Here is a 13,867-nt window from a genome sequence, read left to right as displayed (position 1 = left end):
TATATTTCCATTATAATAGAAAAGGATGGTGTTCATTATGAAAACTGCACAACATGAAACGATTTCAAATCGCGAGTTTTATTTCGTACTATATATGATGTTATTGTATGTTATTGGCTGGGTAATCGATGTAAATGGTTTATTTTTAAGCTCCTACTTTAATTTAGCAGGAGAAATTATGCTTCCGATCGTTGGTGGCATTGTTGGACTGTTCGTTATGTCTATCAATAAAGAACAAACGAGATAAAGTGAAACTTTAATCAGTGGGGGTTTTCTTCATCCCCACCGATTATCAGCCCTCACCAATCGGGCTTTTACGGGCAGTTGATCCCCACCTAACTTCTTTGCTTTCGCTGCATTTTGAGGTGGGGGTCTTACTGCCCGGCGAATAGCGGGATAACTACATTACAAAAGGGCAGAAGACGAGCTTTCGTTTTCTGTCTTTTTCTATTTTTAGCGTATAATAGATACATACCGTATATAAGGAGTGGTAAGTATGAAAAAAGTAGAACAACTATCTTCTCATCTATATCTTATTGATGATTATGACTTACAACATGATGAACGCACCGGTACATACGTTTTATTAGGTGACGATATTACTTTAATTGAAACTTGTGCGGCCCCTTCTCTTCCCTATATTTTAGACGGCTTACAGCAATTACATATTAATTTAAATGATGTAAAAAACATTATCGTTACACATGTTCATTTAGATCACGCAGGCGCAGCAGGGTTAATGATGGAAAAGTGCCCAAATGCTACTCTATTTGTGCATCCGCGCGGGGCTCGTCATATGATTGATCCAACAAAACTAATTCTTGGCGCAAAAGCTGTGTACAAAGAAGATTTTGATAAACTTTTTGATCCAATTCTTCCAATTGAAGAAGAACGTGTTCATATTGTACAAAATGGTGATACATTAAAAATTGCAGAAGACCGTACACTTTCATTTTATAATACACCAGGACATGCGAAGCACCATATTAGCATTCATGATTCATTAACAAACGGCATTTTTACTGGCGATACAATAGGAATTTATTATAGAGAACTCGCAGACGTTGATGTAGAACTATATCTACCATCAACGTCTCCTTCACAATTCCAGCCAGATGCGATGATTGCTTCTAAAAATCATATTCAAAGTATGAATGTAGATACTATTTATTTCGGTCATTACGGCGCATCATCCAACGTTACAGAAGTATATAACCAACTTGAACATTGGTTACCTATTTTCGTTGGTACTGGTAAAGAAGTCTTTGAAAAGTATAATGATTTCGATGAAGCGACTAAAGCTTTACAAACTTTATTAATGGATAAAATCTCTTCTCATCTTACAAAGTTAAACGTTCCATCAAATCATTCCGTTTATAACATTTTACATCTAGATATAGAAATTAGTGCAATGGGCATTATTGATTATTTCACGAAGCAAGAGAAATCCAAATCCACTATCAACTAACAGTAAAAGAAGAGATATATAACAGTAGTTATTGTATATCTCTTCTTTTTTTGAATATATTTTTTAATAAAGGATGGTGGAATGGAATGCAAAAATTGATACTTTACCTCTGCTTTACATTATTTATCATCTTATTATTATTTGTAGGTGTTAAAATTCAATTTTATTTAGATACAGACGCGCAAATGAACTTTAACGTCTATCCAAGATTATTCTACTTTACACTCTTCCCTCTTTTGTTCGGCATTTTATTACGATTCCTACAATCCATTAATCGCGAAATGAGCAAACAAAACTGGAGCTTTCAGCCGGATAAATTTATCGCTATTACGTTGCCAACACTATTCATTTCCTTTTCTCCAGCCCTACTCTTTTCACCAGTTGGCAAATACCTACCTTATTTAACTAATATTATTCTTGTGAATACAACTTTCGTTACCATTATTAGTTTAATAGCTGGTTACTCACTTTTAGATTGTTTGATACAAACAGACAAGGAGAATAGTAAGGAATATAACTAAGTGATTTCCCACTTTCACTTTATTAAGCAAATCAAGATAATTCTGCCCCTAACTTGTATGCAAAAGAACCTAATGTTCAATTTTTAAGTGTCGTTGGTTATGGTGGTTTATTTATAAGTGCAATACTCCTTGTAAGAGTTGCTATACATGTGGTAAGGAAATTTAAGTAATAACAAAACGAGTATGAAATCGCATAGATTTTATACTCGTTTTTTATTGTTCATATATTTAATTGGTAATAGGAAATTTATGTTAAACTAAAGAAAGTCGCGCACTAAATCAAAATACATTTCAAACAAGGGAGACTTATTATGAAATTAGGGACTTTCTCGTTTCTAACGTTTATCACAAGTATATGTTCTTTCTTTATTTTAAGAGGACCTAATTCAAATTTAACATTAATTATTGTGCTTCTAAGTATTCTTTCATTACTCGGTATTATTTTTGCGATCGCATCAAAGAATTGGCTATTTAAAATAGTTGGTACGACATTAAATGGAGTCATACTAATATTTGTATATTTCTTATTGCTAGCAAAAGGAATAGGTGGTTAATATATTTACGTTTCAATAAGAAAAGCTCACCTTTTCATCTACATACTCCATAAACTGTTCTGCTTTAATAAATCTTTCTTTATAAGCTTCAGGTACTTCTTCTACTGTTATCCCACCACTCGATTTCGCTTTTACTAATACAGTTTGATATGACATTAACGCTTCCATATATTGTTCATACTCTTCTGAAGTTAATACTTCTTTACTAGATTTATGGCCATTTAATTTATCAAAATACGGCTGAAGTTCCATTTCTACCTTTTTCATTTCCTCTTTTTTAGCTGGTGATAATTGATCATAATCAATATTACCGTTCGAATCCCCGTACTCAAGCTTTGCATTTGTTAATTTCTTTAGTTCTTTTGTAAACTCTTCATATTCCTTCGCACCCATTTCGTTTTTCGCTTGTGATAACTTTGCATTAAAACGCATGTATCCTTCTAATGTTATAGCTCCGGCATGTTTTTTTAAGTTCTCAAAAGATCCGTATATACCATCCGCCATAATAGATTGGTAAGCAAAACCAGTCGTCGGGATTAAAAATGCTGCTGCAATTACTCCTGCAATAAGGCGCTTCTTCCTTTTGTTCCCCCCTCGCTTCATTTTAATCTGAACAATTACTTTTTCTTTTAACTCCGGCGGGGCAATAATCCCCTTCGCTTCTTCTTGTATAGATTCTCTAACTCTACAATCTAAGCTCATTTCACATTCCCTACCTCTCCTAAAAAGATTTCTTCTACTTGCTCTTTTTGACGTAGTTTCTTTAATGCCGCATGAATTCTAGACTTCACTGTACCGATTGGAATATGTAATATTTGTGCTACTTCTTCTTGAGAGTAATCGTGTAAGTATCTTAAGATAATAACTTGTTTCAATTTATACGGTAACTTATGAATGAGTTCGATTAATTTTTGATTTGATATTTTACTTACAACATCGCTAGAAAAATCAATTTGTACTGGTTTTCTTTGCTCTTCTGCTTTTTTTATAATTCGTAATCGCATCCACCTCTTTCTTCTATAAGAATGAATTTGTTTAATTGCAAGTCCAATTAGCCAAGGACGAAATGGCTTCTCGCTATCATATTTACGAAGCGATTCATATAGTTGTATGTATATTTCCTGAACGATATCATCTACATCCGTTTTATCTTCTATTAAAAAATGTGCTGTCTTATATACTTCTTGAATCGTTTTATCATACAATTCGCTATATGCTTCTTTATTGCCTGATAAAGTTAATTGGATTAAATCTGTATACACTGTTTCACCCTTCATGTACCATCCCTCCTTTGTCCTACACTATATATTGGCAAGAAAACGATATTTCGTTCGATTTTTTTCAAATAAATTAATATAATGATGCAATGACTTCATAAGTTTCACTTATAACCCTGCATAACAATTATATAATTTTCCAATTTCTAATAAAGATTTAAAATAATATATATATTCAAATTTAGGAGGATATTATATGAAAGCTATCGTTGTAACTTCGTTCGGTGGTCCTGAAGTGATGAAATATACAGACGTGGAGATACCGGCTATTTCAGACAATCAAGTTTTGATTCGTGTTGTTGCTACTAGTGTTAATTTCGCCGATATTAAATCACGCTATGACAAAAAAAGAAACAAAGCATTACCTTTTATTCCAGGTATAGATGTAGCTGGTATTGTAGAACACGTAGGTTCTCAAGTGAAAAATATTCATTCTGGACAACGTGTCATCGCTTTCCCTCAAAACGGATCTTACGCAGAATACGTTGCCGCAAACGAAAATCTTACTTTCGTTTTACCTGATGAAGTCGATTTTCAAGCTGCAGCTGCCTGCCCTATCGTATCTTTTACAAGCTACAATTTACTTACAAATATTGCAAGACTACAAAAAGATGAAACAGTTCTAATCCATGCAGCTGCTGGTGGAATTGGTACTACAGCGATTCAACTTGCAAAACTATTAGGCGCTAAAAAAGTTATCGGTACTGTTGGAAGTGAAGCGAAAAGAAAAATCGCTTTTGATGCAGGAGCCGATTATGTTATTTGTCATCAAGATGAAGATTTTGTAGAGAGGGTAAATCAGCTTACAAACGGAGAAGGCGTTAATATTGTTTTAGATTCTATTTCTGGTACTGTGTCCGAAAGAAGTTTAGAATGCCTTGCTTATTACGGTCGTCTCGTCCATTTCGGAAATGCTAGCGGAGAAGTTAGTATTTTTCAAACGAAAGATTTACACGCAAGTTGCCGTTCTATACTCGGTTTCAGCTTTGGCACTACACGGAAAAAACGTCCTGAATTGCTTCAAGAAACTGCGAATAAAGTTTTCCATTATTTACGCGATGGAAGTTTACAAATTAAAGCTACGAAATCTTTTCCTCTTCAAGATGCAGGGAAAGCACATGAATGGGTCGAAAGTAGACAAAGTACAGGGAAAGTAATACTACACGTTCAGACAGCTCCCTAAAATGAATACATGAAATAGAGGTGTTATTCATGGGATCACGAATTATGCATATCATTATCGCAAGCGGTATTGCTGAGAAACTATCTATTCAAGATAAAACTTCTTTCTTACTTGGTGGTGTAGCTCCTGATGCTGTTCATTCAAAAAAAGAAAAAGGAACTTCACATTTTTACGCTGGTACAACGAAGAACTATACGAGAAGAATAGATTATGATTCATTTATTCATAAATACGAAGATCATCTGGATTCCCCTTATATTTTAGGTTATTATACCCACCTCATTGCCGATGATAATTGGCTAAGCGGCTTTTTTCTACCTTGGCTTAAAAACAGAATAGAAAACGACGAAACTATCGTACCTATGTACTATAACGATTTTAAATTATTGAACGCACAATTGTTGCATCATTACGATAAAGAACAGCAGCTCTTCGCCCTACTTAATCAAGAGGCTAACATTGTGAATATAGAGGAGATTTCTAGAAAGAATGTTTTAGCTTTTCGGCAATATATTTTTGAAGATATGCTATACCCTGAGCAACACTTGCACGAAAACTTACAAGTGTTTTCATTTGATCAAATCGTTGGTTATATTGAGACTGCAATTGAAAAAGGAACATTTTTTATAGAACAACTCGTTAATAAAAAATTGACTTCAAATATTTAATCCCCCTCATTATTTACGAGGGGGATTTTCACATAACTATATAATTATTTATTTTTTCCCATTACTGCAAAGTAATTCCCTTCACTATCAGCAAAGTTAAACAATTTACCAGTAGGCATAGTTACGTCTTTCTCATTATTTATCTAGGCTTTTTCTTACCAGTAAAAGCTGGTTTCTTTTTCTTTGGTGCTGGTGGTTTCGATTCTACAAATGTTCCTTTGAACATTTCTTGTTTCGTAAACACGATACCTAATTTTTTCGCAAATTGAAGTAATTTACGCTCTTCTTGTTCTGTTACAAGAGAAACAACTGTTCCTTCTTTACCCATACGTCCAGTACGTCCTGAGCGGTGAATATATTGGTCTACTGTGTCTGGTAACTCTAAGTGGATTACGTGTGTTAAATCATCGATATCTAATCCACGTGCTGCAATATCAGTAGCAAGTAATATTTCTAATTTCCCGCTACGGAACGCGCGCATCGTTACTTCACGCTCTTGTTTGCTTGCCTCTGCATGAAGTGCTGCTGCTTTCATTTTACGGAACTTCAGTTTTTGAGTAATTTCATCTAAACGGAATGGATCATTTAAGAAGGCAACTGCTTTTACATTTCCCATATGCATAACTCTTCTAATATAATCATTTTTTTCACGACGCTCACAAACGATATACGTATGTTCAACTAGGCTCTGTGCCTCTGAACGTGTTACACGTACTAATTGTGGTTCAACTGTCAAATCACGTGCCGCATCTTCTGCAGCTTTTGTTATTGTCGCCGAGCAGAACACTAATTGACGATCGCGCATCGTTGATTTAATTACATCAAGTACAGCACCCATCATCTTTTGTTTTACAATTTGATCAAACTCATCAAATACAATCGTTTTCACTTCATGCATCTTTAATTTTTTCATGCGAATCAACTCTAAAATACGTCCTGGTGAACCGACAATAACTCTCGGATGTTTCTTTAATTTTTCAACTTGGCGCTTAATATCCGCACCACCAATTAAAGACGCACCTGAAATATCCGTTCCTGCTGTAAACTTTTGAACCTCTTCATGAATTTGCATAACAAGTTCACGAGTTGGCGCTAAAATTACAACTTGAGGTTGTTTAACTTCAGGATTAATTTTATGTAAAAGTGGTAATAAGTACGCTAATGTTTTTCCTGTTCCAGTTGGAGATTCAGCAATAACGTCTTGTCCTTCTAAAATAGTTGGAATCGCTTGTTTTTGAATTTCAGTAAATTCTTTAAAACCAGCCTTTTCCCAAGCTTGTTGTAAAAATGGTTGCATATCTTTTATCATTTGTTTTTCTCCTTTATCTCTATTTTTGAAGAAAATGTTGTATTGTTCGCACCGTTTCTATCATGTGTGAAATAACAGCTATTAAATCATCAACATGGTCTTCTGTAATCGATTTTCGAAATAGAACCTCTACCTTATTATGATATGAAATCGCTTGCTTATTATATTCGTATGAAATTTTTTGCGTAATCATTCGCTCTTTTCCCCATATAGAATGCAATAAAGTTTCAATTTCTTCGCATCCTATCTCTGGTTGCTCCATTTCGAACGAGAATTCCAGCTTCATTTCACAACCTGGTATAAACTGAGGTACTTCTAATATTTCACCTGATAAATTCTTTGCATCAACAGATAGTAAAAATGTCGCCTCTACCATCGTTTTAAATGTTTCTGTTAGTTGAAATGAAATACTATACATACGACTTAATGAAGCAAGGTCCATCACATCTTTTCGATCCGTTACGAGAATATCACCGTGTAAATCGAAATCATAGACAGCTCCTTCCACAATTACCTTTAAATTTTCAAAAGCAGTTGGATCAAACATAATTTCCTCCAAAAAACAGGCGCCTTTCGATGGAAAGGCGCCACTTGATGTATATATAGTTTACAGATAAACGAGATGAATTACAACCTTTTAGAATAAACCTACTGCTTTTCCATCTTCATTTACATCCATTTGTAGTGCTGCTGGTTGTTTAGGAAGGCCTGGCATTGTTAACATTGTTCCTGTTAACGCAACGATAAACCCTGCACCGATAGATGGTTTTAATTCACGAATTGTAACGATAAAGTCAGATGGGCGACCTAATTTTGTTGCATCATCTGAAAGAGAGTATTGTGTTTTCGCCATACAAATCGGTAGGTTACTCCAACCTTCTCCCTCATATTGAGCTAATTGCTTACGTGCTTTCGGAGCAAATTCAATATCTTTTGCGCCGTACACTTTTTGAGCAATTGTACGAATTTTTTCTTCTAATGGTAATTCTAATTCATAAAGTGGTGCGTAGTTGTTTTCACCTTTTTCAATTTCTTTTAACACTTTCTCAGCAAGGTCAACTCCGCCTTGGCCACCTTTCTCCCAAACTTCTGTTAAGGATACTGCATAGCCACGCTCATTGCACCATTCTTGTAAGTATGCAACTTCTGCATCTGTATCAGTAATGAATTTGTTAATGGCAATTACGAAAGGAACACCGAAGCTTTGAATTGTTTCAACATGCTTCTGTAAGTTCTCCATACCTTTTGCTAACGCATCTACATTTTCTTCTTTTAATTGATCTCTCGCCACACCACCGTGCATTTTAAGCGCACGAATAGTCGCAACAATAACTACCGCTTCTGGTTTAATACCAGCTGCACGTGCTTTAATATCTAAAAACTTCTCGGCACCTAAATCTGCACCGAATCCAGCTTCTGTAATAACATAATCACCTAATTTTGCTGCCATCGTCGTAGCGATAACACTGTTACAACCGTGAGCGATATTCGCAAATGGTCCGCCATGAATGATAGCTGGTGTATTTTCTAATGTTTGTACTAAGTTCGGTTTTAATGCGTCTTTTAATAGAAGTGTTAACGCTCCTTCTACTCCTAAATCTTTAACTGTTACAGGTTGATTTGAAAAATTATAAGCGACAACAATGCGAGATAGACGTGATTTTAAATCTTGAATATCTGTTGCAAGGCAGAATACGGCCATAATTTCAGATGCTACTGTAATATCAAAACCATCTTCACGTGGTACACCTTGAACCGGTCCACCAAGGCCAATTACTACGTTACGAAGGGCACGATCATTTAAGTCAACACAGCGTTTCCAAACGATTTTACGCGTATCAATTCCAAGTGTGTTTCCTTGTTGGATATGATTATCAATGAACGCCGCTAATGCGTTATTGGCAGTTGTAATCGCATGAATATCTCCAGTAAAGTGAAGGTTAATATCTTCCATTGGTACTACTTGAGAATAACCGCCACCTGCTGCTCCGCCTTTTAATCCCATTGTTGGTCCAAGAGATGGTTCGCGAAGTGCAATTACTGTTTTCTTACCAATTTTATTAAAAGCTTGACCTAAACCAACTGTTACTGTTGATTTACCTTCTCCTGCTGGAGTTGGGTTAATTGCTGTTACTAAAACAACTTTACCGTCTTTCTCATCTTGTAAACGCTTAAAAATATCAAGAGATAACTTGCCTTTATAATGTCCGTATGGCTCTAGTTCTTCTTCTAAAATATTTAAATTAGCTGCAATTTCTTGAATCTTCTTCATACTTGCTTCTTGTGCGATTTCAATATCAGATTTAACTGTTGTAGTAGTTGTCATATACCCTAGTCCCCCTTTAATTGATTCTGATGATATTGTATCAGTTTTTTGTATTTTCTGCACTTATTTACCTCCTAAAACCCTTCAATTTTGTTATACGTTTTTTAACATAAATACCCATAAAAATGTTAACGCTTGTTGTAACTCTGTAGGTAGCTGACCTAACATCTTCTCATTTACTCCGCGCTTATATACGCCGGTACCATCTACAACTTCAAATCCTTGTTCTTTTGCTAACTGTTCAAATTCCCAAGGCATCATCGTATTGCAAACAACGTCTTTGCCATATAGGCGCGGATAACTGTTCTCTCTCGGTTTTGCTGTCGGTCCTAAAATTGCAATACATGCGTATCCATCTTTCTTTAAAACACGCTTTATTTCATTTAATGCTCGCAACGGCTCCTCGGTCCATTCTAAAGAATTAATTGCCATAATTGCTTCAAATTTCTCATTTTCAAATGGTAATGAAGAAAGATCACCTTTTATAAAAGATAAGTTTGGGCCTTCTCCGCGCTCCTTACCCTTTTGAATCATAACTTCCGATAAGTCCACCCCAACCGCTTTGTACCCAGTAAGACTTAATTTATATGTACCATACCCATCACCACAGCCAACATCTAACACTTGTACTTCCTTTTCCACGTACTGCTCAAAAAATGGAATGATTGTACTCCTGCTCCCGCTATCCCACATTTCTTGACTATTTTGATTCCAAAACTCTGCATTGTTATCCCATTTTTTCTCTGCCGATTCATGCCAATTAAACTTCGCCATACATTCCCCTACCTTCACGTATTATCATTCATTTCATTCTACATCATGTTCCAAAATCCCTGTTTATCTTCATAAGGAGATAAAGTGAAACTTTAATCAGTGGGGGTGTTTGTTCGTCCCCCACTGATTATTATTTGAACCAATCGGGCTTTTACTGGCAGCCCGACTCCCATCTAACTTCTTTGCTCCAGCCGAATTTTGAGGTGGGGGTCTTACTGCACGGCAAATAGCGGGATAAACAGGATAACAACGGAATCTATTTTCTCCAATTTTTGCTTTACTTGGGTTTAACTCATACTCATGTTCTGCTCCTTATGAAAGATACTATAGATACACCCAATTGAAAGAGAGGGATGTACATGCGAAGAAAGAGAAATCATCATTTTAAAAGTGGTGAAAAAAACGAAGAGTATGCAGCTGAAATATCTCCGGCTGGTATTCCGATTAGACATGAGCGCAAAGAAATTGCAAATGAAATAGAAGGTACAAATACCGGTGCAATGATCGGCTATGTCGCATTATTTCTTTCGTTATTCTCCATTGCTTTTTATCCTGTTACACTCGGCTCCCTTGCTATTTTAGTTGGCTTATTAGCTGTCAATTTTGGAGCGAGAACACTTGGATATACCGCAATTGGTTTTGGTAGTTTTTCTGTTTTATTTACTTTACTCTATCCGCTTGCTTTGTCAGCGTTTTAAAAAAAACACACCAAGTTATACTTGGTGTGTTCATTCGTGATACAACATAATATGACCGCATCCACAACAATGCTTCGCTGTAATTTCTTGAAAAACTGGATAATTTTCTTCATCTCTATGCTCAATAAACACCTTTTCAAATCGGTACATGTTTGGCGCATATGCCCAATCTTGTTTCGTACGTGCATATAATGTTGAAGAAAAAAACTCCTCACCACCACAAACGATACATCCCTTCTTCATCAATACCCCTCCTATGCTTGTCTTACTTCATCTATATGAACATAAGCATAAAAAAAAGACCTTCTATTACTAGAAAGTCTTCTCTGAAACAAAAAGAAATGTACCGAATATACCTACTCCGCTATATTCTTTCGTAACACCAGCTTCTGTTTTATACGTTTGCTTTACAGTCATAAAGAAAACACCATTTCGTGCATCAATACTTTCAAACTGTAATTTCTCTTTTTTTTCATCTACATTTTGCGTGCATTCAAAGCTACTCTCGTCACATTTCAATGCATACTTATCCTCTAAATACAATTTAAAATTTGATTCTTTCGGACAAGTTATAAGTAATATTGCCACGAGAATAATACTTACAATACCCACAATTGTATAATATTTCTTCATTTGTTCTCCTTTCAAAAGACAAGAAAACTTGACTTCATGCGCCAAGTTTTCTTAGTCTACAACCCATTGCCACTCTTGTTCTTTCTTATCAAAAATGAGCCAACCCGTTTCTGTTGCTTCCGCTTTCAATTCATCGATATTATCTAGTACCTCATCCGTACTTTCGAATGATCCTACTACATATACCGGAATTTCAAGACCTCTTCTCGACTCAATTTTCCCCGCTAAATCAATGTATAACCCATCTTCCATTAACGGCATAAGCCCAAGGATAACTTCCTTTGAAATTGCTGGGAAAATTTTTGATTTTTGGAAGAAAGTAAAACGTTTCTTTCCAAACGAACCGAGTTTATATGGAATCACTTTACTTAGCATTCCTACAAAATCACCGATTCTACGGTAATACACTTTGTTGTACCAACCGTCATCATGTGAAAAATAAACGAATCTATTCTTCAACAATGGGAAGAACGTTCTTCCAAGTGGTTCTTTTTTGTGAGCCAAATATAATAATTCTGCAATTTCTTTTGGCTCTAACTCATCTAAATCGCTTGCATCATCGAAATCTACCCAACAAAATTCATCAAATTCATCAATCTCTGCTTGAATGAGTTTATGTATGTTTTCTTCCTCAACATATTCAAATAAAGTATGATAATGAAAATCTGTCCACTCAAAATTATGCTTTAAAAGCAATACTTGATGAAGCGGTGAAGGGATGTTACTTGCAAACTCTTTAAACGTAATTCCAGATGTAATAAAACAATGACCCCGACGATTACCATTAATATATATCATATTGTTTACTTGGTCAGATCCTCCAGACAAAGCACCTAGCCACCTTCGTTTTATATGTTTCAATTCTATAGCATATTTTAACATGAAAAATTTTAGAAACATAGAAAAAACTTCAAAAACTATTTACAATTTCATGTGTTTTATTACATACTGATTACAAGAAAAAACGCCTGCTTATGAGCAGGCGTTTTTAAAGGATTTCATCTGGGTTTTGAGGGTGATGATTTCCCTCTTTCTTTTCATCTGTTTGGAACATCGATTGAATTTTATCAATTGTTTGTGGAGCTAATTCAATTATTTTTTCTGCTAAATGTGTCGCATTTTGTAGATGCAGAATATTTACTCCATCTTTATTCACTACAAGAAATGCTACTGGTGTAATAGAAACACCACCCGCGCTACCGCCACCAAATGCAGGGTTACCGTTCGCTCTTTGTCCATCATTCGTTTGGAAATCAGAACCTCCTGCTCCAAAACCGAACGCTACTTTAGAAACCGTTAACACTACACCACCGTCAGCCGTTTGAACAGGCTCTCCAACAATCGTATTTACATCGACCATTTCCTTCAAATTTTCCATTGCCGCTTTCATTAACCCTTGAATTGGATGATCCACCGTTCATAACCTCCTTTGTCATATCTTTCCTAGTTTTTCCGAAAGTTGGTGAACTAAACATAAAATTTTATATTGATTTCAAAAAACTTAAGTTGTAATATTTAGAAAAATAAAAAAGAGGTCGATTTTTTATGATGAGAAAATTAACAAAGAAAGATCATGAACAAGTATTCGCTTACCTAAAAGAAGAAGCAGCCCTTAACTTGTTTATTATTGGGGATTTAGAAGCTTTCGGTTATGAAACAGACTTTCAAGAATTATGGGGCGTATATAAAGATAATGGAACATTAAAATCGATTTTACTTCGCTTTCACGATACATTTATACCGTATAGTAAAGAAGAGTTTGTGGTTACTGACTATGAGGCACTTCTTTCCGCATATAAGCCGCTTAAACTCTCTGGCAAGTCAACTATTGTAGAAAGATTTGAAGCTTCTCCTACTATACAACTAGGTGCCAAAAATGAAATGTATTTTTGTGAATGTCTAAACAATAAACACTTACCTAGTACACAAATTCATGAAACAATTAAACTTGCCTCACTCGATGATATAGAACGAATTATGCAATTACGAAATAACATCACTGAATTCCGAACTGCTCATGAATCAGAAAAAATTTTACGACAAGCTATTGAAACAAATACAGGACGTACATATTATATTGAAAAAGACGGCGCAATCATCGCATCCGCCTCAACTTCCGCTGAAAATTCATTATCCGCAATGGTAGTTGGTGTATGTACACACCCGGATTACCGCGGAAATGGATATGCCTCACTCATATTGCAAAAAATGATTCAAGACTTTACGAAAGAAGGACGAACACTTTGTTTGTTTTATAACAATCCAGCAGCTGGACGTATTTATAAACGACTAGGGTTTAAAGATATTGGAATGTGGACGATGTACCGATAATAAGGGCTACTCTATATACAGAAATAGTTGTCACTTAGCAATAAAAGCAAATTACAAAAAAATTTCACACCGTTATTATGAAGATGAAGAAACTACTTGCGGAGCCATGACTCTAACTAAAAAAT

At 35.3% G+C, this 13,867-nt stretch carries 18 protein-coding genes and 1 pseudogene; 8 read left to right on the top strand and 11 right to left on the bottom strand.

Translation table 11 applies throughout. From position 1 onward, the window contains the following. Positions 1–37 precede the first annotated feature (37 nt). The 4 genes from JFU23_RS26130 (at position 38) to JFU23_RS26110 (ending at position 2,543) form a co-directional block, all read left to right on the top strand. The gene (locus tag JFU23_RS26130; RefSeq protein WP_000844974.1) at positions 38–247 is read left to right on the top strand and encodes a DUF3925 family protein; all 210 of its coding nucleotides are present in this window, start codon (positions 38–40) and stop codon (positions 245–247) included. 249 nt (positions 248–496) lie between these two features. Next, positions 497–1,468, top strand: a complete 972-nt coding sequence (locus tag JFU23_RS26125; RefSeq protein WP_201033060.1) for an MBL fold metallo-hydrolase — start codon at positions 497–499, stop codon at positions 1,466–1,468. An 86-nt stretch (positions 1,469–1,554) separates the two neighbouring features. Next, positions 1,555–1,989: a hypothetical protein gene (locus JFU23_RS26120; protein ID WP_137057990.1), complete on the top strand. Its 435-nt coding sequence runs from the start codon at positions 1,555–1,557 to the stop codon at positions 1,987–1,989. 311 nt (positions 1,990–2,300) lie between these two features. Next, positions 2,301–2,543: a hypothetical protein gene (locus JFU23_RS26110; RefSeq protein WP_002135917.1), complete on the top strand. Its 243-nt coding sequence runs from the start codon at positions 2,301–2,303 to the stop codon at positions 2,541–2,543. A gap of 12 nt (positions 2,544–2,555) precedes the next feature. Here JFU23_RS26110 and JFU23_RS26105 read toward each other — a convergent pair whose 3' ends face one another. Continuing rightward, a complete protein-coding gene (locus JFU23_RS26105) occupies positions 2,556–3,245 on the bottom strand; it encodes a DUF3600 domain-containing protein (RefSeq protein WP_137057991.1) in 690 nt (229 codons plus the stop codon). Beyond that, positions 3,242–3,820 (bottom strand): sigma-70 family RNA polymerase sigma factor, encoded by a 579-nt coding sequence (locus tag JFU23_RS26100; protein WP_085310713.1) that lies wholly within the window; start codon positions 3,818–3,820, stop codon positions 3,242–3,244. The genes JFU23_RS26105 and JFU23_RS26100 overlap by 4 nt, the downstream gene beginning before the upstream one ends. 196 nt (positions 3,821–4,016) lie before the next feature. Between JFU23_RS26100 and JFU23_RS26095 the strand changes: the two genes are divergently transcribed. Together JFU23_RS26095 and JFU23_RS26090 are read left to right on the top strand one after the other, a co-directional pair. Then, on the top strand, positions 4,017–5,003 hold the full coding sequence (locus JFU23_RS26095) for a quinone oxidoreductase family protein (RefSeq protein WP_201033059.1): 987 nt from the start codon (positions 4,017–4,019) through the stop codon (positions 5,001–5,003). Positions 5,004–5,032: 29 nt separating this feature from the next. Beyond that, positions 5,033–5,671 (top strand): zinc dependent phospholipase C family protein, encoded by a 639-nt coding sequence (locus JFU23_RS26090; protein ID WP_085310711.1) that lies wholly within the window; start codon positions 5,033–5,035, stop codon positions 5,669–5,671. Positions 5,672–5,715: 44 nt separating this feature from the next. On the opposite strand, the pseudogene JFU23_RS26085 reads toward JFU23_RS26090, so the two are convergent. The 5 genes and pseudogenes from JFU23_RS26085 to JFU23_RS26065 all read right to left on the bottom strand — a co-directional run. After that, a pseudogene (locus JFU23_RS26085) lies at positions 5,716–5,796 on the bottom strand (VOC family protein); the annotation flags it as partial. Between the two features lie 14 nt (positions 5,797–5,810). Continuing rightward, positions 5,811–6,980, bottom strand: coding sequence for a DEAD/DEAH box helicase (locus JFU23_RS26080; RefSeq protein WP_002012513.1), 1,170 nt, complete (start codon positions 6,978–6,980; stop codon positions 5,811–5,813). Positions 6,981–6,999: 19 nt separating this feature from the next. Further along, a complete protein-coding gene (locus JFU23_RS26075; protein WP_201033058.1) occupies positions 7,000–7,527 on the bottom strand; it encodes a hypothetical protein in 528 nt (175 codons plus the stop codon). Between the two features lie 90 nt (positions 7,528–7,617). After that, positions 7,618–9,306 carry a formate--tetrahydrofolate ligase gene (locus JFU23_RS26070; RefSeq protein WP_002031556.1) on the bottom strand — a complete coding sequence of 563 codons (1,689 nt, stop codon included), beginning with the start codon at positions 9,304–9,306 and terminating at the stop codon, positions 7,618–7,620. 93 nt (positions 9,307–9,399) lie between these two features. Continuing rightward, complete coding sequence (locus JFU23_RS26065) at positions 9,400–10,080, bottom strand: class I SAM-dependent methyltransferase (protein ID WP_201033057.1); 681 nt, start codon at positions 10,078–10,080, stop codon at positions 9,400–9,402. Between the two features lie 359 nt (positions 10,081–10,439). Between JFU23_RS26065 and JFU23_RS26060 the strand changes: the two genes are divergently transcribed. Further along, on the top strand, positions 10,440–10,778 hold the full coding sequence (locus JFU23_RS26060; protein ID WP_001253195.1) for a hypothetical protein: 339 nt from the start codon (positions 10,440–10,442) through the stop codon (positions 10,776–10,778). Between the two features lie 30 nt (positions 10,779–10,808). Here JFU23_RS26060 and JFU23_RS26055 read toward each other — a convergent pair whose 3' ends face one another. The 4 genes from JFU23_RS26055 to ytfJ all read right to left on the bottom strand — a co-directional run bounded on the left by JFU23_RS26055 (position 10,809) and on the right by ytfJ (position 12,825). After that, positions 10,809–11,021, bottom strand: a complete 213-nt coding sequence (locus JFU23_RS26055) for a hypothetical protein (RefSeq protein ID WP_002012518.1) — start codon at positions 11,019–11,021, stop codon at positions 10,809–10,811. A 69-nt stretch (positions 11,022–11,090) separates the two neighbouring features. Continuing rightward, a complete protein-coding gene (locus JFU23_RS26050) occupies positions 11,091–11,411 on the bottom strand; it encodes a hypothetical protein (protein WP_201033056.1) in 321 nt (106 codons plus the stop codon). A gap of 51 nt (positions 11,412–11,462) precedes the next feature. After that, on the bottom strand, positions 11,463–12,239 hold the full coding sequence (locus JFU23_RS26045) for a hypothetical protein (protein ID WP_002085994.1): 777 nt from the start codon (positions 12,237–12,239) through the stop codon (positions 11,463–11,465). 160 nt (positions 12,240–12,399) lie between these two features. Further along, on the bottom strand, positions 12,400–12,825 hold the full coding sequence (gene ytfJ / locus JFU23_RS26040) for a GerW family sporulation protein (RefSeq protein WP_002127061.1): 426 nt from the start codon (positions 12,823–12,825) through the stop codon (positions 12,400–12,402). A gap of 131 nt (positions 12,826–12,956) precedes the next feature. Here ytfJ and JFU23_RS26035 point away from each other — a divergent pair, with 131 nt between their 5' ends. Then, positions 12,957–13,742 carry a GNAT family N-acetyltransferase gene (locus JFU23_RS26035; protein ID WP_201033055.1) on the top strand — a complete coding sequence of 262 codons (786 nt, stop codon included), beginning with the start codon at positions 12,957–12,959 and terminating at the stop codon, positions 13,740–13,742. The last annotated feature ends 125 nt before the right edge of the window (positions 13,743–13,867 follow it).

It is taken from the genome of Bacillus sp. TH50 (assembly GCF_016650565.1).
Taxonomy (GTDB): domain Bacteria; phylum Bacillota; class Bacilli; order Bacillales; family Bacillaceae_G; genus Bacillus_A; species Bacillus_A mycoides.
The sequence above is the reverse complement of the archived record's forward strand: the minus strand, read 5'-3'. Positions and strand labels throughout refer to the sequence as shown.

Coding starts and splice junctions, on each gene's coding strand:
- JFU23_RS26130 (WP_000844974.1), top strand. CDS start 38: ATGAAAACTGCACAACATGAAACGATTTCAAATCGCGAGTTTTATTTC.
- JFU23_RS26125 (WP_201033060.1), top strand. CDS start 497: ATGAAAAAAGTAGAACAACTATCTTCTCATCTATATCTTATTGATGAT.
- JFU23_RS26120 (WP_137057990.1), top strand. CDS start 1,555: ATGCAAAAATTGATACTTTACCTCTGCTTTACATTATTTATCATCTTA.
- JFU23_RS26110 (WP_002135917.1), top strand. CDS start 2,301: ATGAAATTAGGGACTTTCTCGTTTCTAACGTTTATCACAAGTATATGT.
- JFU23_RS26105 (WP_137057991.1), bottom strand. CDS start 3,245: ATGAGCTTAGATTGTAGAGTTAGAGAATCTATACAAGAAGAAGCGAAG.
- JFU23_RS26100 (WP_085310713.1), bottom strand. CDS start 3,820: ATGAAGGGTGAAACAGTGTATACAGATTTAATCCAATTAACTTTATCA.
- JFU23_RS26095 (WP_201033059.1), top strand. CDS start 4,017: ATGAAAGCTATCGTTGTAACTTCGTTCGGTGGTCCTGAAGTGATGAAA.
- JFU23_RS26090 (WP_085310711.1), top strand. CDS start 5,033: ATGGGATCACGAATTATGCATATCATTATCGCAAGCGGTATTGCTGAG.
- JFU23_RS26080 (WP_002012513.1), bottom strand. CDS start 6,980: ATGATAAAAGATATGCAACCATTTTTACAACAAGCTTGGGAAAAGGCT.
- JFU23_RS26075 (WP_201033058.1), bottom strand. CDS start 7,527: ATGTTTGATCCAACTGCTTTTGAAAATTTAAAGGTAATTGTGGAAGGA.
- JFU23_RS26070 (WP_002031556.1), bottom strand. CDS start 9,306: ATGACAACTACTACAACAGTTAAATCTGATATTGAAATCGCACAAGAA.
- JFU23_RS26065 (WP_201033057.1), bottom strand. CDS start 10,080: ATGGCGAAGTTTAATTGGCATGAATCGGCAGAGAAAAAATGGGATAAC.
- JFU23_RS26060 (WP_001253195.1), top strand. CDS start 10,440: ATGCGAAGAAAGAGAAATCATCATTTTAAAAGTGGTGAAAAAAACGAA.
- JFU23_RS26055 (WP_002012518.1), bottom strand. CDS start 11,021: ATGAAGAAGGGATGTATCGTTTGTGGTGGTGAGGAGTTTTTTTCTTCA.
- JFU23_RS26050 (WP_201033056.1), bottom strand. CDS start 11,411: ATGAAGAAATATTATACAATTGTGGGTATTGTAAGTATTATTCTCGTG.
- JFU23_RS26035 (WP_201033055.1), top strand. CDS start 12,957: ATGATGAGAAAATTAACAAAGAAAGATCATGAACAAGTATTCGCTTAC.